Annotated in this window: 20 protein-coding genes and 2 pseudogenes; 13 read left to right on the top strand and 9 right to left on the bottom strand. The window is 62.0% G+C overall.

Annotated features, from left to right (window positions below; translation table 11 throughout):
• Window positions 1-17 precede the first annotated feature (17 nt).
• A complete protein-coding gene (locus NOV72_RS22135) occupies window positions 18-899 on the bottom strand; it encodes a LysR family transcriptional regulator (protein WP_106856704.1) in 882 nt (293 codons plus the stop codon).
• 320 nt (window positions 900-1,219) lie between these two features.
• Here NOV72_RS22135 and NOV72_RS22130 point away from each other — a divergent pair, with 320 nt between their 5' ends.
• Together NOV72_RS22130 and NOV72_RS22125 are read left to right on the top strand one after the other, a co-directional pair.
• A complete protein-coding gene (locus NOV72_RS22130; protein ID WP_106856703.1) occupies window positions 1,220-2,407 on the top strand; it encodes an amidohydrolase family protein in 1,188 nt (395 codons plus the stop codon).
• Window positions 2,408-2,476: 69 nt separating this feature from the next.
• Window positions 2,477-2,827: an amidohydrolase family protein gene (locus tag NOV72_RS22125; protein ID WP_245933126.1), complete on the top strand. Its 351-nt coding sequence runs from the start codon at window positions 2,477-2,479 to the stop codon at window positions 2,825-2,827.
• Here NOV72_RS22125 and NOV72_RS22120 read toward each other — a convergent pair.
• Window positions 2,811-3,647 (bottom strand): bifunctional allantoicase/(S)-ureidoglycine aminohydrolase, encoded by an 837-nt coding sequence (locus NOV72_RS22120; RefSeq protein ID WP_106856702.1) that lies wholly within the window; start codon window positions 3,645-3,647, stop codon window positions 2,811-2,813. The genes NOV72_RS22125 and NOV72_RS22120 overlap by 17 nt on opposite strands.
• A gap of 19 nt (window positions 3,648-3,666) precedes the next feature.
• Window positions 3,667-4,035: pseudogene (locus tag NOV72_RS22115) on the bottom strand (amidohydrolase family protein); the annotation flags it as partial.
• Between the two features lie 594 nt (window positions 4,036-4,629).
• Between NOV72_RS22115 and NOV72_RS22110 the strand changes: the two are divergent.
• A complete protein-coding gene (locus tag NOV72_RS22110) occupies window positions 4,630-5,829 on the top strand; it encodes a DUF2235 domain-containing protein (protein ID WP_106856701.1) in 1,200 nt (399 codons plus the stop codon).
• A 45-nt stretch (window positions 5,830-5,874) separates the two neighbouring features.
• Here NOV72_RS22110 and NOV72_RS32430 read toward each other — a convergent pair whose 3' ends face one another.
• From NOV72_RS32430 to NOV72_RS22100, 3 genes are all read right to left on the bottom strand, one after another.
• Complete coding sequence (locus tag NOV72_RS32430) at window positions 5,875-6,039, bottom strand: hypothetical protein (protein WP_181291141.1); 165 nt, start codon at window positions 6,037-6,039, stop codon at window positions 5,875-5,877.
• A gap of 61 nt (window positions 6,040-6,100) precedes the next feature.
• Window positions 6,101-7,186 carry a tartrate dehydrogenase gene (locus NOV72_RS22105; RefSeq protein WP_106856700.1) on the bottom strand — a complete coding sequence of 362 codons (1,086 nt, stop codon included), beginning with the start codon at window positions 7,184-7,186 and terminating at the stop codon, window positions 6,101-6,103.
• Between the two features lie 105 nt (window positions 7,187-7,291).
• Window positions 7,292-8,215 (bottom strand): LysR family transcriptional regulator, encoded by a 924-nt coding sequence (locus NOV72_RS22100; RefSeq protein ID WP_106856699.1) that lies wholly within the window; start codon window positions 8,213-8,215, stop codon window positions 7,292-7,294.
• A gap of 141 nt (window positions 8,216-8,356) precedes the next feature.
• Here NOV72_RS22100 and NOV72_RS22095 point away from each other — a divergent pair, with 141 nt between their 5' ends.
• Together NOV72_RS22095 and NOV72_RS22090 are read left to right on the top strand one after the other, a co-directional pair.
• Window positions 8,357-9,661: an MFS transporter gene (locus NOV72_RS22095; protein WP_106856698.1), complete on the top strand. Its 1,305-nt coding sequence runs from the start codon at window positions 8,357-8,359 to the stop codon at window positions 9,659-9,661.
• 21 nt (window positions 9,662-9,682) lie between these two features.
• Window positions 9,683-9,859 (top strand): annotated as a pseudogene (locus NOV72_RS22090) (L(+)-tartrate dehydratase subunit beta); the annotation flags it as partial.
• Here NOV72_RS22090 and NOV72_RS22085 read toward each other — a convergent pair.
• A complete protein-coding gene (locus tag NOV72_RS22085; RefSeq protein WP_106856697.1) occupies window positions 9,852-10,502 on the bottom strand; it encodes a TetR/AcrR family transcriptional regulator in 651 nt (216 codons plus the stop codon). The pseudogene NOV72_RS22090 and the gene NOV72_RS22085 overlap by 8 nt on opposite strands.
• A gap of 233 nt (window positions 10,503-10,735) precedes the next feature.
• Between NOV72_RS22085 and NOV72_RS22075 the strand changes: the two genes are divergently transcribed.
• The 7 genes from NOV72_RS22075 (at window position 10,736) to NOV72_RS22045 (ending at window position 16,936) form a co-directional block, all read left to right on the top strand.
• Window positions 10,736-13,024, top strand: coding sequence for a sigma-54-dependent transcriptional regulator (locus NOV72_RS22075; RefSeq protein WP_106856695.1), 2,289 nt, complete (start codon window positions 10,736-10,738; stop codon window positions 13,022-13,024).
• Between the two features lie 165 nt (window positions 13,025-13,189).
• The gene (locus tag NOV72_RS22070) at window positions 13,190-13,387 is read left to right on the top strand and encodes a hypothetical protein (RefSeq protein ID WP_106856694.1); all 198 of its coding nucleotides are present in this window, start codon (window positions 13,190-13,192) and stop codon (window positions 13,385-13,387) included.
• A gap of 128 nt (window positions 13,388-13,515) precedes the next feature.
• A complete protein-coding gene (locus tag NOV72_RS22065) occupies window positions 13,516-13,776 on the top strand; it encodes a LysR substrate-binding domain-containing protein (protein ID WP_245933124.1) in 261 nt (86 codons plus the stop codon).
• Between the two features lie 8 nt (window positions 13,777-13,784).
• Window positions 13,785-14,417, top strand: a complete 633-nt coding sequence (locus NOV72_RS22060; protein ID WP_106856756.1) for an NUDIX hydrolase — start codon at window positions 13,785-13,787, stop codon at window positions 14,415-14,417.
• Between the two features lie 231 nt (window positions 14,418-14,648).
• Window positions 14,649-14,972 (top strand): DUF6566 family protein, encoded by a 324-nt coding sequence (locus NOV72_RS22055; protein ID WP_106856693.1) that lies wholly within the window; start codon window positions 14,649-14,651, stop codon window positions 14,970-14,972.
• A 124-nt stretch (window positions 14,973-15,096) separates the two neighbouring features.
• Window positions 15,097-16,140, top strand: a complete 1,044-nt coding sequence (locus NOV72_RS22050) for a Dyp-type peroxidase (RefSeq protein ID WP_106856692.1) — start codon at window positions 15,097-15,099, stop codon at window positions 16,138-16,140.
• Window positions 16,133-16,936 (top strand): family 1 encapsulin nanocompartment shell protein, encoded by an 804-nt coding sequence (locus NOV72_RS22045; protein ID WP_106856691.1) that lies wholly within the window; start codon window positions 16,133-16,135, stop codon window positions 16,934-16,936. The genes NOV72_RS22050 and NOV72_RS22045 overlap by 8 nt, the downstream gene beginning before the upstream one ends.
• A 26-nt stretch (window positions 16,937-16,962) precedes the next feature.
• Here NOV72_RS22045 and NOV72_RS22040 read toward each other — a convergent pair whose 3' ends face one another.
• Window positions 16,963-17,349 (bottom strand): VOC family protein, encoded by a 387-nt coding sequence (locus tag NOV72_RS22040; protein WP_106856755.1) that lies wholly within the window; start codon window positions 17,347-17,349, stop codon window positions 16,963-16,965.
• 183 nt (window positions 17,350-17,532) lie between these two features.
• The gene (locus tag NOV72_RS22035; protein WP_106856690.1) at window positions 17,533-18,144 is read right to left on the bottom strand and encodes a TetR/AcrR family transcriptional regulator; all 612 of its coding nucleotides are present in this window, start codon (window positions 18,142-18,144) and stop codon (window positions 17,533-17,535) included.
• Between the two features lie 113 nt (window positions 18,145-18,257).
• Between NOV72_RS22035 and yghU the strand changes: the two genes are divergently transcribed.
• The gene (yghU, locus tag NOV72_RS22030; protein ID WP_106856689.1) at window positions 18,258-19,133 is read left to right on the top strand and encodes a glutathione-dependent disulfide-bond oxidoreductase; all 876 of its coding nucleotides are present in this window, start codon (window positions 18,258-18,260) and stop codon (window positions 19,131-19,133) included.
• The last annotated feature ends 210 nt before the right edge of the window (window positions 19,134-19,343 follow it).

Genomic DNA, 19,343 nt, shown 5'->3' with positions numbered 1-19,343 from the left:
AACTTTATATACAGCCGCTAGCGACGCTGCGGCCCGAACATTCGCGACAAGGCCCGCGCGAGTTCCTTGACGACGGCATCGGCGGTCGGCCGATGCAGCAGCGCGATATCCATCGTCTCGATCGCCGGCAGCCCGCTTTTCGTCGTCAACACGACGTGTTCCGGCGACACGGCGCGCGCCGGAAGCAGACTGATTCCGAGACCATCGGCGACGGCCGCCTGGATGCCGCTCAGACTCGAACTGATGAAACTCAGCCGCCAGCGCCGTCCGATGCTTTCGATCGCGTTGGTCATGTCGTCGCGATACAGCCCGCGCGGCGGAAACGCGACGAGCGGAATCGGATCGAGGTCGATCGACGGATTCTTCGCGCTGTCGATCCATCTCAGTTGCTCCGGCCAGCTCGCGACCGCTTCGCGGCTATTGCGCCGCTGCTTCACGAGCACCAGATCGAGATCGCCGCGATCGTAACTGTTGCTGAGATCGCGGCTCAGTCCGCTCGTCACTTCGAGCTTCACCTGCGGATGCTTGCGATTGAACGCCGCGAGCATGTGCGTCGTCGGTCCGCCGACGAAATCTTCCGGCACGCCGAGACGCACCGTCAGGCCCACGTTCGCGCCCGATAGCGCCTCGATCATTTCATCGTTGAGCGCGAGCATGCGGCGCGCGTAGGCGAGCAGGGTTTCGCCGGCGTCGGTAGGCCGAACGTCGCGGCTGCCGCGTTCGAGCAGCTTGTGGCCCGCCATCTCTTCCAGCCGACGCACCTTCTGGCTCACCGTCGATTGCGTCGAATGAAGCCGCGCGGAGGCCGCGGTGAAGGTGCCGCAATCGGCCACCATGACGATGGCCTTCAGCAGATCCAGGTCGAAGAGCGGTGTACGTGCTTTGGGAACGTGTTTCATCGACCCGGTCGATCTTTCAATAAGGATGCTGACTTCTATCACGCGTGACCTGCGCTGGCAATCGCACGGTCGCTGCGCGTATTGGGCATTCGGTTTCCAACTGATGTCCATTAGAACATTTAATTTTTGAATGCAGAGTGAGATGGATAACATCAACCAACGTCGATGCAAATGGCGAGTCATCACCCGTCGACGTCAGACAAAAAGGCTCGAACGCAGGCGAAAAAAGGCCGCGTGACGCGACAAATGCCCGGAGACAAGCATGAAGAAAGCGCAGTCGAACAACTGGAGGATCGCGCGTAACATCTAGCATGACAAACATGACTCGCTCTCTCTATCTCTCCAATGTCCGGCTGGCCGATGGCCAGTTCGTTTCCGTATCGTCCGTCGATGGCCGTATCGAAGCGATCGGCGCGCACGTCACGGCGCCGCCCGGCGCGCATCTCGAAGACGGTGGCGGCGCGTTGCTGCTGCCGGGCTTCGTCGAAGGTCACACGCATATCGACAAGAGCAACTGGGGCCGTCCGTGGTATCGCAACGAAGTCGGCCCGCTGCTCACCGATCGCATCAGCAACGAACGCGAGTGGCGCAAGACATCGGGCCACGACGCGGCCGCGCAATCGCTCGCGCTGTCGCGCGCATTCGTGCAGATGGGCACGACGCGACTGCGCACGCATGTCGACATCGATACCGATGCGCGCCTGCGCCATCTCGAAGGCGTGCTCGCGACGCGGCAGACGATGCACGACGTGCTGGAAATGCAGATCGTCGCGTTTCCGCAGTCGGGCATGCTGGTTCGTCCCGGCACGGTCGAACTGCTCGGCAGCGCGCTCACCGAAGGCGCCGACGTGCTCGGCGCGCTCGATCCCGCGTTGATCGACGGCGATCCCGTCGCATCGCTCGATGCGACCTTCGCGCTCGCGGACCGTCATGGCAAGCCGATCGATATTCATCTGCACGAGCCCGGTGAAATCGGCGCATTCACGCTGAGACTGCTGCTGGACCGCGCCGAGACGATGGGCATGCAGGGCAGGGTGGTCGTCAGTCACGGGTTTTGTCTGGGCGCGCTGCCGGAGCGCGAACGCGATGCGCTGCTGGATCGCATCGCCCATCGGCGCGTGGCGCTGCTGACGAGCGCGCCGCCTTCGCGCACGGTCCCGCCGCTCAAGCTGTGCCGCAAGAAGGGCATCACGATGTTCGGCGGCAACGACGGCATTCGCGACACGTGGTCGCCGTATGGCGTTCCCGACATGCTCGAACGCGCGATGCTGATCGGCATGCGCTACGACCTGCGGCGCGACGACGATCTCATGATCGCGTTCGATTGCGTCAGCGAGGCCGCCGCGCGCGGCTGCGGTTTCGCCGATTACGGCCTGCGCGCCGGCGCGCGTGCGGACCTCGTGCTGGTCGATGCGGCGAGCGTCGCGCACGCGGTCGTGGCGCGTCCGGTGCGCAAGCTCGTCGTATCGAACGGACGCATCGTTGCGCGTGACGGAGCGCTCGCGTGATGAACGAACATGAACACGTCGACATACTGATCGAGCACGGCTGCGTCATCACGCGCCGTGTCATCGACGATGGCGCGGTGGCGCCGCGCGTTGTCGCTCGATCGGCAACTCGGTTCGCTCGAAGCGGGCAAGCAGGCCGACATCATTCTCGTCGACCTGTTCAAGCCGCATCTGATGCCGATGAACATAGCGGTCTATCGCGTCACGTGCTTCGCGAATGCGGGCGACGTGTGCATGACGATGGTCGCCGGAAAAATCCTGATGGAGGATTACCGCGTGTTATCGGTCGATGAAGGAGAGATACTCGAACGCGTCACGCAGGTTGCGGATCGCACTGCCGGATGCGCCGGCGACGCTGTGGGCGCGCAGCCACTATTGAAGCTGCGGCCCGTTTCGCGGACGTTCAACGCGGCGCGTTGAGCGTCAGCTTCATGTGCCGGTTGACGTCCTTGTACAGCAGATAGCGGAAGCGGCTCGGCCCGCCTGCATAGCACGCCTGCGGACAGAATGCGCGCAGCCACATGAAATCGCCGGCTTCCACTTCGACCCAGTCCTGATTCAGCCGATACACCGCCTTGCCCTCCAGCACGTAAAGGCCATGTTCCATCACGTGCGTCTCCGCGAACGGAATGACGCCGCCGGGCTGGAACGTGACGATGTTCACGTGCATGTCGTGGCGCATGTCGTTCGTATCGACGAAGCGCGTCGTGACCCAACGTCCTTCGGTGCCGGGCATCGGGATCGGCTCGATGTCCTGCTCGTTCGTCACGAAGGCTTCGGGAAGCGGCACGCCATCGACGGCTTCATAGTGCTTGCGGACCCAGTGGAAGCGGGCCGTATCCTTATGACGATTGCGCAACTGCCAGTTCGTGCCGGGCGGAATGAACGCATAGCCGCCGGTCTTCAGCACGTGCAGCGTGCCTTGCAGCGTCACTTCGATTTCGCCTTCGACCACGAAGAGCACGCCTTCCGCGTTCGGGTCCTGCTCGGGACGCTCGCTGCCGCCGCCGGACGCCACTTCCATGATGTATTGCGAGAACGTTTCGGCAAAGCCCGACAGCGGGCGCGCCAACACCCACAGACGCGTCTTGTCCCAGAACGGCAGATGACTGGTGACGATATCGCGCATCACGCCTTTGGGGATGACGGCGTACGCTTCGGTGAACATCGCGCGATCGGTCAGCAGTTCCTTCTGTGATGGATGACCGCCGTGAGGCGCGTAGTAGGTACTGGTTGACATCGTAAGTCTCCGTTAGGGTTCACGCCGTCGCGCCGATGGCGACGCCGTGTTGTTGTCCGGCTTTACCGGACTCGAATTGCAGGCGGGACGCATCGTCCCGGAACTTGCCGCTGCGCACGATCGCACGTTCCGAAGGCACGGCGGCGACGGCTGCGGGCGCGTTGGGCGCTTTCACGATGACGAAGCTCGCGTCGTGACCGGCCTTCAGTCCGTAAGCGTCGTGCCCGAGCACGGCGGCGCCGGCGTCGGTCGCCATGTGCAGCGCGACACGCAGTTCATCATCAGTATAGAAACCGGAGCGATAACCGATGAGCATCGCTCGTTGCAGCATGTCGCCGTTGCCGTAGGGCCACCAGGCATCCTGGATGTTGTCGTTGCCGGTGAAGACGCGCGAGGCTCAACGGATTGCCATCGGCGTCGATGGCATTGACGAAAACGCGGTCGAACATGCTAATGGCTCAAGGATTCGGGACCGGTTCAACGCGTCCTGAAGCGGTTGCGGCGTTGGGTTGGGTGGTCGTTGTGGGTGGACCTGTAGAAAATATAGGAACCGGTCAGTATCGACAAATTAAATGTTTGAATGCGTGGTAGTGGGGTTTTGAATGGGTTTTAGTAGTCGCCCCGTGATGACATTCTGGTTTCCTAATCAAATTGGGAGGCTACGGATCGTGAGTCGCTTGCATTTGGCGGACATTACAACTTAGCGGCAACAGACAAACCGTCGATCATAAACATTATGTTAACTAAAAGAGATCACCCGGGAACCGAGACTTGAATTGCACTGAAACATTAAAGAAAAACCCCGGCCAACGCTGTCGAACGAAGCCTCCCTTTGACGCAATGCAACAAACCCCGCCCGACGCATAGGCTCTTTCAGCCAAAGCGTCGCCGGCAGACGACGCGCGCCTTGCCGATCGACCCGCAAGAAACTAACAAATACTGAGTGAGTTTCGCGGCGTCACGAAGGAAAGGAAGGTGCATCATGGGCAAGAACATCATTTTCTGCGCGGACGGAACATGGAACGGTCCGGATACCGATCACGACAACGACGGCATTCCGGACACCACCAACGTATTCAAGGCATTTCTTCTGCTGTCCGGCGAGCCCGATCCCGCCTCCACGCTCCTCGCCTCCGAGCAGGAAATCGCGGAGCCTGGGCCTGACGGACAGGTCGCCAAATATCTGCATGGCGTGGGCGATTCGCGCAACGTCATCACGAAACTGGTGGGCGGCGCATTCGGCGACGGGATCATCGCGCGCATCGTGCGTGGCTATACCTTCATATCGCGCAACTACAAACCGGGCGATCGAATCATTCTGATGGGCTTCAGCCGCGGCGCATACACGGCGCGCGCGCTCGGCGGAATGATCGCGCGCGTCGGCCTGCTCGATACCAGCCGGTACGACATCGAAGACAAGGCGCTCGCGTATCGCATGGGCATTCTCGCGTGGCGCAAGTACCGCGAGGCGAGGCCGCCGGCACATGCCAGCAGCGGCGGCCTGAAAAGCCTGCTGGAGAAGATCGTCAATTTCGAGCCGTCGCTCGCATTCACGACGCTGCAGCCCGAAGACACCATTCCCGTCGATGAAATCCGGGCCATCGGCGTATGGGACACGGTGGGTGCGCTCGGCATTCCGCTCTATCTCGACAGCGAGGATTCGACCGTCGATCTCTTCCGCTTCGCCGATACCGCGCTCAATCCGAAGGTGAAGTTCGGCGTTCACGCGATCAGTCTCGACGAGCAGCGCGGCGATTTCACGCCGACACTCTGGGACAGCCGCGCGGGCATCACGCAGGTGCTGTTCGCCGGCGCGCACGCCGATGTGGGCGGCGGCTATCCGAACGATGAATCGGGACTCTCGGATATCGCCTGCGAATGGATGCTGAACCGGCTCGCCGATCCGTCGATCGGCGTCCGTCTCAAGGCGCCGCCGTGGAAGTTGCAGCCCGATTTTCTCGGCAAGGCGCACTCGCCGTGGACGGAACCGCCCTTCTCGCTGCGTCCGTCCGGTCCGCGCGGACCGTTCGCGTTTCCGCAGGACATCGGCGCGCACATTTCCGTCGCCCAGCGGCTGGGTCTCGTGACCGTGGCCGGGAGGTCGGTGCCGGTTCCCAATCCGTACTTGCCGGCCGTGCTCGGGACGGCCTTCACCGCGCACACGAGCTGGATCATGTCCTGAAAACGTTTCGGGCCCGGGACTTTCGTTCCCGGGCCCGCTTCGCTACTACCACTTCGCGCTCTTGTGGCGATTGCGTCCGATCGTGTCCCACAGCTTGCGCGCCTGCTTCTGCACCGATTTCGCGTGATCCTCGTGATGAGGCTCCGCGTCACCGGCGTGAGCAGCCGTGGCGCCGCGCTTCGGGCGCTTGAACATTTCGGCGATTCTCATCGCAACCTCCTTTCGCGGCAAACGCACCGCAAAGAACAGTCTACTCCGGCTGCGGCTCCTGTCAGGCGGCGTGGGCCGCTTTCGTGTCGATGAGCGCGCACACGGCATCGGTCACGTGCGCGGTGGTCGCGACGCCGCCGAGATCGCGCGTGTGCAGCGACCTGTCGGAGGTCACGGCTTCGATCGCCTGCATCACGCGCTTCGCGGCGTCGAACTCGCCGAGATGTTCGAGCAGCATCACGACGGACCAGAACGTGCCGACCGGATTCGCCAGGCCCTTGCCCATGATGTCGAACGCGGAACCGTGGATCGGCTCGAACATCGACGGATAGCGGCGCTCCGGATCGATGTTGCCCGTCGGCGCGATGCCGAGGCTGCCCGCGAGCGCGGCGGCGAGGTCGCTGAGAATGTCGGCGTGCAGATTGGTCGCGACGATCGTATCGAGCGATGCGGGACGGTTGACCATGCGCGCCGTCGATGCGTCGACGAGTTCCTTGTCCCATTTGACGTCCGGAAACTCCTTCGAGATTTCCAGCGCGATCTCGTCCCACATCACCATCGCGTGACGTTGCGCGTTGCTCTTCGTGATGACGGTCAGCAGCTTGCGCGGGCGTGACTGCGCGAGCTTGAATGCAAAACGCATGATGCGTTCGACACCGGCGCGCGTCAGGATCGACACATCGGTTGCGGCTTCGATCGGATGGCCCTGATGCACGCGGCCGCCGACGCCCGAATACTCGCCTTCCGAGTTCTCGCGCACGATCACCCAGTTCAGGTCTTCCGGCTTGCAACGCTTGAGCGGCGCGTCGATGCCCGGCAGGATGCGCGTCGGACGCACGTTCGCATATTGGTCGAGTCCCTGGCAGATCTTCAGGCGCAGGCCCCAGAGCGTGATGTGATCGGGCACGTCCGGATCGCCCGCCGAGCCGAACAGGATCGCGTCCTTGTCGCGGATCGCGTCGAGGCCATCGGCGGGCATCATCACGCCGTGCTGGCGGTAATAGTCCGCGCCCCAATCGAAGTTTTCGAATTCGAATGAAAAAGATTGGCTCGACTTCGCAAGCGCTTCGAGCACTTGCTGTCCGGCCGGCACGACTTCCTTGCCGATGCCGTCGCCGGGAATGGTCGCGATGCGATAAGTCTTCATGTCTCCGTCCTCCAGTTGTGTGGCTGTGATCGAACTCTACCCACATCCGGACGCGGAAACCGGCGTCAAACTTAAAGCATTATTAAGTTTTATGCATGAATAAAACTACCAGTTCGAACCGGCGCGCGCCGGGCCGTCGGCATGCTGGCCAAGATAGTCGCGCAGATGATCGACGAAGCACGCGACCTTGGCGGAAAGATTCAGGCGTTCGGGATAGACGGCGTAGATATCGGCGGGCGGCGTCTCGTAGTCGCTCAGCACCTGCACCAGCCGGCCGCTGCGCAGATATTTGGCGATGTCCCATTCCGCGCGCATCAGAATGCCGTGCCCTTCGAGCGCCCAGTTGAGCGCCACTTCGCCGTCGTTGGTGCTGAGTTTGCCGTGCACCTTGATCGTCTCCGTGCGTCCGGCGCGGGTCAGCCGCCAGTTGCCATACGCGGATTCGTTCTGCCGCAGCACGATGCACTGATGATGCGTCAGGTCATGCGGATGAACAGGCTGGCCCGCGCCACGGATATACCCCGGCGACGACACCAGCAGCCGCCGGTTCGACGCGATCTTCTTCGCGATCAGCCGCGAATCCGGCATCTCGCCGAAGCGCACGGAGACGTCGATGCTTTCATCGGGCAGATTGATCGGCCGGTCGGTGAGATGCAACTGTACTTCGACATCGGGAAAACGCTGACTGAACACCGAAATCGACGGACCGATATACGAGCGCCCGAATCCCAGCGGCGCATTGACGCGCAGCAGTCCTTTCGGCGCGGCGCGGCTGCTGGAAACGAGCTGCTCCATATCGTCGATGTCGCTCAGGATGCGCTGCGCGTTCGCGAAATAGACCTCGCCTTCGCTCGTCAGACTGATCCGCCGCGTCGTGCGATTGAGCAGGCGCACGCCGAGACGATCTTCCATCGCCGAGAGCCGGCGCGACACCGCCGGCGGCGTCAGATTCAACTCGCGCGCGGTGGCGGCGAGACTGCCCTGCTTCACCAGCAAGCAAAAGAAGCCCAGTTCCGAGTCCATGTTTATTCGTGATTTTTTTGCAAGGATGAATTAAGTCTAGTTCGATTCATACGCGATTCCATCGGTTTTAACCTTGGTGACACTAGAACAAAGCCGCATCAGACGACTGAAGACATCGGTTGGTCATCGGAAACAAGGAGACATTCCATGGAGATGGATCTGGAAAAACGCACCCTGCGCAAAGTGAGCTGGCGCATCGTGCCGTTCATCATGCTGCTGTACTTCATCGCTTATATCGACCGGGTCAACATCGGCTTCGCGTCGCTCACGATGAAGACGGACCTGGGCTTCACCTCGTCGATGCTCGGCTTCGGCGCGGGCATCTTCTTCTGGGGCTACTTCATGTTCGAAGTGCCCTCCAACATCGTTCTGCACAAGGTCGGCGCGCGGCTGTGGATCGCGCGCGTGATGGTCACGTGGGGCATCATTTCCGCGATGATGGCCTTCGTCCAGGGACCGACGAGCTTCTACGTCATACGCTTTCTGCTCGGCGCGGCCGAAGCGGGCTTCTTCCCCGGCATCATCCTGTATCTCAGCTACTGGTTTCCGGCGCGGCATCGGGCGGGCGTGACGGCGTTTTTCATGGCCGCCGCGCCGATCTCCACCGCGCTCGGATCGCCACTCTCCGCCGCGTTGCTCGAAATGAACGGCGTAATGGGACTGCGCGGCTGGCAATGGATGTTCATTCTCGAAGCCATTCCCGCGCTCGTTCTGGGTGTCGTCGTGTTCTTCCACATGACCGACAAGCCCGAAAAGGCGAAGTGGCTGAAGGACGACGAGCGCGCGTGGCTCGTCAACGTGATGAACGTGGAAACCGCGAGCCGCGCGACCTCGGGCGCGAAGCACGGCATCATCAGCGGCCTTGCGAATCCGCGTGTGCTGGCGTTGTCGCTGATCTACTTCGGCACGTCGGCGGGGCTCTACACGCTCGGCATCTGGGCGCCGCAGATCATCCGGCAACTCGGCGTTTCGTCGATGACGACGGGCCTGCTCAACGCGATCCCGCCGGTCGTGTCCGTGGTCGCGATGATCTTCTGGTCGCGCCATTCCGACCGCACCGGCGAGCGCACCTGGCACGTCGTGCTGGCGTGCGTGGCGGCGGCGATCGGTCTCGTGGTGGCGGCTGTGGCCAACAGCATCGTCGGACTCATTGCCGCGCTGACGCTCGTGAATATCGGCATCAGTTGCGCGAAGCCGCCGCTCTGGACCATGCCGACGATGTTCCTCTCCGGCGCCGCAGCCGCGACGGGCATCGCCACCATCAATTCGATCGGCAATCTCGGCGGCTTCGCCGGCCCCGCGATGATCGGCTGGATGAAAGACCGGACAGGCAGTTTCGCCGGCGGGCTCTATTTCGTCGCGGGGCTGCTCGTGCTCTCGGCCGTGCTCACGCTCTTGCTGGCTCGCTCGCAGAAAGCGCCGGTCACGCACGGCAATGCCGCCGCGCACTGAAAAATCGAAGGTGCCTAGCGGCAGGGCCTCGGCATGCCGGAAACGTCGTGGATCAACCGCGTCCGCGAGTTTGGGCCGCTGATCATTTGCATCGACACGAAGGGCAACGACCTGATCCGGCAGAACAAGGCCGCGTTCAACGAGAAGAAAAAGCCCGTTCTCGACAGAATCAGCGCGCAGCTCGGCTTTATCAGCTAAGCGGCGCCTGATTCGCCGGACGCAGATACGCGAGCAGCATGTCGAGATGCATGTCGGCAATCGACGCCTGATGGCGCTGCTCGACGTAATTCCGGCCGACGAACACGTCGATCGTGAAGCGGTTGGAAACGATGTAATAGCCCATGCCGACGACCGTCACGTAGAAGTCCAGCGGATCGACGCCCTGACGGAACTGCCCCGCTGCCGCGCCGCGCTCCAGCGTGACGCGCAGCAGATCCACCACCGGCGAGATGGTTTCGCGCAAGTGGCTCGAACGGTCCAGATAGCGTCCTTCGTGCAGATTCTCGTTATTGATGAGGCTCAGCCATTGGGGGTTTTCCCGCAAATGCGTCCAGATGGATTGCGCCAGTTCGCGGATCGCATCGGCGGGCTGGAGGCCAGAGAGGTCGAGGCGTTGCTCGCGCTCCGCGAATTGCGCGTACATCGATTCGAGCACGGCGACGTACAGCCCTTCCTTGCTCGCGAAGTAGTAGTAAAGCATGCGCTCGTTCGTGCCCGCCGCCGTGGCGATGGCGTCGACCCGCGCGCCCGCGAGGCCGAACTTCGTGAACTGCTCGGTCGCGGCTTCCAAAATGCGGCGTCGCGTGCCTTCCGGGTCTCGTTTTGCTCGTTGTTCGCTCATGGCTCCGCCGCTGCCGATCGAATTGGGACTGTTATTTGATGGCCCACATTATGCCGACCGTAATGGGCGTGGTGATAGCTCCGAGTATAGGCATTGTTGCCGCCTTGACGACGAGAAAATGAAACGCTAGCCAAATCGCCCGCATTGCCTCCAGCGCGCTCAAGGATCGCGGAAAAGCGCCGTTAACTGCGGCACAGACCGTTTCCGCCATCACTGACCTGGAGCGCTCAGCAATGAGTCGTACGCCAATCGTTCCGTTCGCCCACGGCGACGCAGATGGCAGTTTCATCGGCAAGTCGCCGGCGTTTCGTCAGCTCGTGCGCATGATCGACCGGATCGCGCCGACTTCGCACCCCGTGCTCATCTTCGGGCCGACGGGTTCCGGGAAGGAACTGGTCGCGCGCCGCGTTCACGCCGGTAGCGAACAGCGCGATCACCCGTTCGTCGATATCAATTGCGGTGCGATTCCCGAACATCTCGTCGAAGCCGAATTGTTCGGGCATGTCAAAGGCGCGTTCACCGGCGCGAGCGAGACGCGTCAGGGCCTGTTTCAGCAAGTCGGCCAAGGCACGCTGCTGCTCGATGAAATCGGCGAACTGCCGCTCGCCTTGCAGCCGAAACTGCTGCGCGTGCTGGAGACGCGCACGTTCCGGCCGGTCGGTTCGTCGGCGAATCTGCGCTTCGACGGGCGTATCGTCGCGGCGACGCATCGCGATTTGCGCGAGCTCGCGAACGAAGGCCGCTTTCGCGAAGACCTTTACTATCGGCTCGCCGTTTTCGTGCTGGCGGTGCCGGGGCTCGAACAGCGTGTCGAGGACATTCCGGCGCTCATCGCGCACTTCGCCGCAGGACATCCGCGCAAGCTCGAATTCTCCGCCGCCGCGATCAGGCAGCTATGCGCGCATCCGTGGCCGGGGCACATCCGCCAGTTGCGCAATCTCGTCAGCCAGTTGAGCGTGCTCGCGGAAAGCACGACGATCGATGCCGACGCCCTCGCGCCGTTTCTCGCCAACGAGAAGGCCGAGCGGGTCTCGCGCGCGAGTCTCGCCGACATGCTGCTGCAACTGGACGGCCGCGACAAGCTCGCGGCCGCCGAAGATCTGCTCGTCGATCGCGCGCTCGAACGGACCGGCGGCAACAAGAGCGCGGCGGCCGTTCTGCTCGGCGTCGGACGGAAGACCATCGAGCGCCGGCTCAAGGCGCGGGAGCAGCATCATCAGAACGCGCGCGCGGATCTGGCGCGCGCGCACGAACTCGTCGACGATTCCCGTTTCGCCGATGCCGTGCCGCTTCTGCGCCGCTGTCTGGAGACGCTGCAGGCGAACGGCGAGCAGGAGGACGTGCGGCGTCTTCAGTTCGATGCGTATCGTCTGCTCGGCACGAGTCTGCGCAGCGTGCACGGCTGGCTGCATGCCGAAGCGACCGCGTGCTACGCCGCCGCGCTGAAAATCGGCGAAGGCCTTTGCGATGCGCGCGAAATCGCGATGATCCAGTTCGGCATCTGGACGACGCAACTCACCACGCTGCAACTCAAGCACGCGCGCGCGACGGCGCAGGACATGCTGCAACGCGCGCAAAACAGCGGCGATCCGGTCGCGCTCGACGAGGCGCACATCGCGCTGACCAACACGCTGTTCTGGCTCGGCGACAGCGAGGAAGCGCTCGCCTGCCTCGCGCGCGGCAATCTTTCTGGCATCGGACGGCACGATGCGCGCACCGGTTCGCAAGGCATCGATCTGGCCGGGCTGGCGCTGACGTTCGAAGGGCTTTCGGCCTTTCACACCGGCGCTTTCGATCGGGCGCGCCACGCGATGGACATGCTCGCCGAACGCGCGTCCGATGCCGGCGGACACGCGTTCGCCCACGCGGTCAATTTGCAGGGCGCCGCGTGGCTCGCGTGTCTCTTCGACGACATGGAACGGCTCGGCACGCTCGCGAGCGAGCTGGAAGGCATATCGATCAAACACGGTTTCGCGTTCTATCGCGGCGTGGGGCAGGTGTTGCGCGGCTGTCACGTCGCGTCGCTCGGCCGTTTCGACGAAGCGCAAGCCGTCATGCTCGATGGCTTCGATAACCACATGGTCTGCCACGGCGGCGCGCTGTTCTTCTCGTTCAAGGCGTGGCAGCACGGCGAATTGCTGTTGCGCGCGGGCCGCGCCGCGGAGAGCCGCGCGATGCTCGCAGCCGCGATCGAAGAGACGCTCGCGCGCCAGGAGCGTGTCTATATGGGCGAACTGCTTGTCACGCAGGCGCGCGCGCAATGGGCGCTCGGCGATCTGAGCGCAGCGGAATCGGGATTGCGCACGGCGCTTTCGACGGCGCTCGCGCTCGGTTCGGTGCCCGCCCGCGTGGATGCCGCGCGCCATCTCGCCGAGTTGTTGCGTGTGAGCGGACGTATCGACGAAGGCATCGATACGCTCGAACGCGCCTTGCGCGCACTTGCTCCCGGTGTCACGCCGCGCGCGGATGCCGCGATGGATCTGCTACACACGCTGACGGCCGCACGCGTTCAAGTCGGATGAAGTGGACGGAATCGTCCACATCGGCTCGTTCGTGCGGACGTGGCTGGCCGCTTTTCCGGCGCGATCGGCACGGGCGAGTGCGGCAGCGCATCGACATCATGCGTTGGCACGACGGTTGCTTGCCATCCGTTCCCGTCACCTCATACGCGTTCGTGCGTCTCGACCATGCTTCAATTCATCATCGAAAGAGACTTGCTGCATCTCGAGCGCGTCGTTCAACAGGATTGCGATAGCACGTTCCCGTTCGCCTACTGGCATGCGCGCATCGATTCGCTCAGAGCGCCGACGCTGGCGCTGCCGCTCGCGCAACGTCTCGATCGTCTGAAGCGAAGGTTGTCGACGCTCGAATCGACGCAGCGCTGAAAGCCGTCAATGCAGCTTGACGCGCGGCGTGAGCACTCGTCCGAGACCATGCGCGGCGAGCCCGATACGGCGACGAGATGTTTGCGATAAAGCGCCGCATACATCCGCTTCGCGACGAACCCTTCGACATGAAGGGCCAGCGATACGAGTTGTTCTCGATGCTCGTCGAAGCGGCCAAAGCCGGTCTTGGAATCGCACTGGTGCCGAGGTTTCTGGTTGCGCACGAGCTTCGATCCCGCGAACTTATGCGGCCTTTCGAACTGTCACCGCCGAGCGACAAGGGCTACTACGTCGTCTATCCCGAGCGCAAACAGAACTCTCCGCTCTTGCGGACGTTCGAACACTGGCTGCTGAACACGGCGCAGTCGTACATCGAGAACGAGGAGTGAACGTGACGATGCAATCCGATAACCCATCATCCCATCGACGGCTCGAACAGGCGCGCCGCCTGCTCGCGCTCGCGCAAACGGGACTGCACTACACGGCCGGTGTCTTCGACAAGGAGCGATACGAGGAAATAACGGCGATCGCTCATGCGCAGATCGCCGACATCGCCTCGATGGAAACGAGCGAAGTAGCGGAACTCTTCGCCTTCGAGTCGGGTTATGCCAATCCGAAGCTCGACGTCAGATGTGCCGTATTCAACGAGACCGGGCAAATCCTTCTCGTGCGCGAGGCCGCCGACGGACTGTGGTCGCTTCCCGGCGGATGGGCCGACGTGGGATTGTCCCCTTCCGAGAACGCCGCGAAGGAAGTACGCGAGGAAAGCGGCTATACGGTCGAAATCGTTCGTTTGCTCGCCGCGTGGGATACGGCGAAGCATCCTCATCCGCCTTCGGTGTTCCATATCTGGAAGCTCGTTTTCCTCGGTGAGATCGTGCGGGCGGGCGACGTGATCGGCACGGAAACCGATGCCGTCGCATTCTTCGATCTCGATGCCCTGCCATCGCTCTCGCTGGGCCGGATCATGCCCGCGCAGATTCGACGACTCGACGAATTGCGGCGCGAAAGCCTTGTGGATTTCGACTGAAGGCTATCGCTTGATGGCGAAGCTGTGACAGGTCTAGGGAAAACAGACGGTTAGTTGCATCGATATAATAGTTAGATATCCGATTCAAATCGAAAACCGTGCGTTCCGGAGTATTCGTTGCATCGAGTTGGTGTATCGTCGGCTCACTGCTTTGGTTTAAAGCGCGTGAAATACACCGGCAATATAATCCTATGAATCTTCAGGTTGTCTTGATCCGCATCGGAGGAACGGATGGAATCTGCCTTTGACGTCTATGCGGGATTCGAAATCTCAGTCGCGACGCGACGCAATGAACGCGGCGCATGGGTTGCGGACCTGTCCGTGAATCGCGATGGCAACGCCGCGCTCTCCCCCTGGCCCGAAACCGTTCAACCGGAATGGCGCACGCAGGACGAAGCGATCCGCGACGGCATCGAACGGGCGCGGCGCGTGATCAGGCAACACCTCGACGACGGCGCCAATCACTCCTGGGTGGCAACGCGCAGCCACGCTCAGACATGGTTCACCACGGAAACGGAGCGACTTTCCGGCCATACCTTTACGCGCGGTAGATAAGGCATTTCGTCGATTCCGGATGCATCTTATAGAACGCGCCGGACACACCGCGGGAAATCACGCGCGCGTCGCTTTCGAAAAGCGCGAGCACTCGCCAACTGCTTCATGCAATCGATTTCTTCAGATGCCCGACAACACACCCGAACCCCAAGCCGTCTGTAATCCGATTTCCCGAAGCGCGATTTTTATCGTCGCGACCGTGGCACGCGGCGAAGGCAAAGCCGATGTCGTGCGCTCATGGTGCGGCGATATCGCGGCGCTGGTCCGCGCGGTCGGCACGCGTGCGCCGACCGCGAACCTGTCCTGCGTATGCGGCTTCAGTTCCGATGCGTGGGACCTGCTTTTCGGCGCGCCGCGTCCCGCGTCGTTGCATTCGTTTCGCGAGTTCGGCCAAGGCGATCGACGCGCGATTGCGACGCCCGGCGACATCCTCATGCATATTCGCGCCGATCACATGGACCTGTGTTTCGAGCTTGCATCGCAGATGCTCGACAAACTGGGCGATGCGGTCACGGTCGTCGACGAAGTGCATGGCTTTCGCTACTTCGATCTGCGCGACATGGTGGGCTTCGTCGACGGCACCGAAAATCCGACGGGCAAAAGCGCCGCGCATTACACCATCATCGATGAAGAAGATACGGATTTCGCCGGCGGCAGTTATGTGATCGTGCAGAAGTACTTGCATAACCTCGATGCATGGAATGGCCTTACCGTCGAACAGCAGGAACGCATCATCGGACGTGAAAAGTTATCCGATGTCGAACTCGACGAGTCGATCAAGCCTTCCTGCTCGCATAGCTCGCTTACGACGATCGAAGAGAACGGCAAGGAAGTGAAGATTCTTCGGCATAACATGGCTTTCGGCCGTCCGGGCGCAAAGGAGTTCGGCACGTATTTCATCGGCTATGCACGCGCGCCCGCGCCGATCGAACAGATGCTCGAAAACATGTTCGTCGGCAGGCCGCCGGGCAACTATGACCGGCTGCTCGACTATAGCCGCGCGGTGACGGGTGGCCTGTTCTTCGTGCCATCCAACGATCTGCTCGACGAGCTTCCCGACCGGAATCCGGCCGCCGCGCCGTCGTCCATCGGCGAAAGCCGGCAAGAGAAAGACCAAGAAGGCACGCTGAACATTGGCTCACTCAAAGGAACATCACAAGATGAATAACTTGCATCGGGAGCTTGCGCCAATTTCCGGCGCCGCATGGTCGCAAATCGAAGCGGAAGTCGCCCGCACTTTCAAGCGCACGCTTGCGGGACGCCGGGTCATCGACGTGAAGAGTCCGGGCGGCGTGGCGCTATCGGGCATCGGCACGGGACATCAGACGAGCATTGCAGCGCCGATGAAAGGCGTGCAGGCAAACCTGTACGACGTGAAGCAACTCGTGCAACTCACCGTACCGTTCACGCTGCAGCGCGAAGCCATCGACAGCGTGGAGCGCGGCTCGAACGACGGCGACTGGCAACCCGCCAAGACCGCCGCGAACGAGCTCGCGCTCGCCGAGGACAGCGCGATCTTCGACGGCTTCGCGGCCGCCGGCATCACCGGCATTCGCGAAGGCAGTTCGAACGCGCCCACGCTTCTGCCCTCGGATGTCGCCGACTATCCCGCCGCGATCAGCCAGGCACTCGAGAAGCTGCGTCTCGCCGGCGTCGATGGTCCCTATTCCGTGCTGCTCGGTGCAGATGCCTATACCGCGCTCGCCGAAGCCAGCGATCAGGGCTATCCGGTCATCCAGCACATCAAACGCATCGTGAGCGGCGATCTCGTATGGGCGCCCGCGCTTCAGGGCGGCTGTGTGCTGTCGACGCGCGGCGGCGACTACGAACTGCACATCGGACAGGACTTGTCGATCGGCTATACGAGCCATACCGATTCAGCCGTCCAGCTTTATCTGCGCGAAACGCTCACGTTCCTGATGCTGACGAGCGAGGCTTCCGTTTCCATCGCAACGGGAGAATAAGAAATCTGAGTATCGAAGCACGTTCGTCAATTGTCGAACGTGCCTCGATACTCGGGCGCGGCATCGGACCGCGTGTTCATTTCGAACATCACGCCGCCCGGCGCGCGGCAGAAGAAGCGCGAGCCCCGGCCATTGTTGAAGATGTCCGTCTCCATTTCCACGCCTTCGGACTTGAAGCGCTCGTACAGTTCGCGCACATCATCGAGGCCCGGCAATTCGAAGCCGACATGAAACGCGCGCGGCCAATCCGGCATGCCGTCGCGAGCGTGATCGATCACGACATCGAAGCCGGGACGCTTGAGGATGTACGACTGCTCCCACGTTCCCGAAATCGTGAAGCCGAGATACTGCTCGAAGAAACGCGCTGTGGCAGGCGTATCGGCGGAAGGAAAACTGAGGTGATTGAGTTTCATGCTTTGAGTCGAATCTTTCATCGTCGGTCTCTCGTTGATTGAATCGCGATGGTCTTTTGAATGACCGCCCGAGGACTTCAGAATATAAGCAAAAGCTCACATTCGACTACTCGCATTGCGGAAACCCGCGAAACCGCGCTGGCAAGCGATCCAAGCCGACGCATCCGATTCGATTGCTCACATTCACTCGCTTGCGCTTCGCGACAGATAGCCGAAAACGGCGGCACGCACGCGGCGCTCCAGATCGTCGAGATCGCGCTCGCCGCGCTCACCGGCTGCATCGACCATGCCTTTGACGATGGCGAGCAGATCGGCCGACGCGACATCGGGGCGCGGATGCCTTGGCGACGCGCGCCCGACGATCGTTTCGACCAGTTCCTCCATCTCCGTTTTCGTGACTTCGCCACGCAATGCCGGGCGTCCTTCCGCGATATCGAGCAGCCGCGCGAGCATCGGTCGCTGCAGTTGCTGGCGCACGGCCGCGCCGATCAGATACTCGAGCGCCGCCTTGCCGCTTCGCTTCGAGAGCGCGATAGACGCATCCTCGTAGAATCGTGTGCTTTCACGACGAATCAGCGCGACAGTCAGCGCGTCCTTGCCCGGAAAGTACTGGTAGAGCGAGCCGATGCTGACGCCCGCGCGACGCGCGACCGCATTCGTGTTGAAGCCGTCGAAGCCTTCGCTTTCGAGCACCTGCGCCGCTGCTTCGACGATGGAAGCGACGGTCGCTTCGGACCTCGACTGCGCGGGCGTCTTGCGAGGCCTGAACGGTTTGTGCGATGGACGTTGGCTCATTCTTTTTGTCTCGTGGCATGCAACGCTGATTGTACAAAGGGCGATCGAGCACGTTTGCCGTCGAACTGCTACCCTCGGCGAATTCAATCGAGTTGCAACGAGGAGCGTTGAGCATGAGCGCATTGCCCGAATACGTGCCGCCGTCCGTGTGGAGCTGGACCAAGGAAAGCGGCGGCCGCTTTGCCAACATCAATCGGCCGATATCGGGACCGACGCATGAGAAAGCGTTGCCGATCGGTCGTCATCCGCTGCAACTCTATTCGCTGGCGACGCCCAATGGCGTGAAGGTCACCGTGATGCTCGAAGAACTGCTCGCGCTCGGCCACAGCGGCGCCGAGTACGATGCATGGCTCATTCGAATCGGCGATGGCGATCAGTTCGGCAGCGGCTTCGTCGATGTCAATCCGAACTCGAAAATTCCGGCGCTCGTGGATCGCAGCGGCGCGACGCCCGTGCGGGTGTTCGAATCGGGCGCGATCCTGCTTTATCTCGCGGAGAAGTTCGGCGCGTTCATTCCCACGGACCCGGCAAAACGCGCGGAATGTTTGTCCTGGCTTTTCTGGCAGATGGGCAGCGCGCCCTATCTCGGCGGCGGCTTCGGACACTTCTATGCATATGCGCCGAGCAAGATGGAATATCCGATCGACCGCTTCGCGATGGAAGTGAAGCGTCAACTCGACGTGCTCGACAAGCGTCTCGCGGACAGCGCATTCATTGCCGGCGATGCGTACACCATCGCCGATATCGCAATCTTTCCGTGGTACGGCGGCCTCGTGAACGGCTGGCTGTACGACGCGGCCGAGTTCCTGTCCGTTCATGAATACAGACATCTGCGACGCTGGGCAGACATGATCGGCGCGCGTCCCGCCGTGCAGCGCGGCCGCATGGTCAACAGGACGTTCGGCGAGCCTTCGAGCCAGTTGCACGAGCGGCATGACGCGTCGGACTTCGCTACGCGTACGCAGGACAAAGTCGCCACGGAAAAGTGACGCACGGAGCTGCGGCATCTGCGGCTCGCGGGCCGTCTTTTCGATCCGCATGAGCCGTGGCGAACGCGAGCGCACGATACCCGATGAAAGCGCGAGAAGCGGCGCATGGCTTTATCTCGCCGCAAACGTTTGCTGCATCGCGCTTAATAACAATAAAGACTCGCAGACCGCGTCAAAGCATAAAAACAAATGGACGTCATCATTTTTCAA

Origin of the sequence: Caballeronia novacaledonica, assembly GCF_900258035.1 — a bacterium.
Lineage (GTDB): Bacteria > Pseudomonadota > Gammaproteobacteria > Burkholderiales > Burkholderiaceae > Caballeronia > Caballeronia novacaledonica.
Note: the sequence above shows the minus strand (reverse complement) of the source record. Positions and strands in the feature narration are given on the sequence as shown.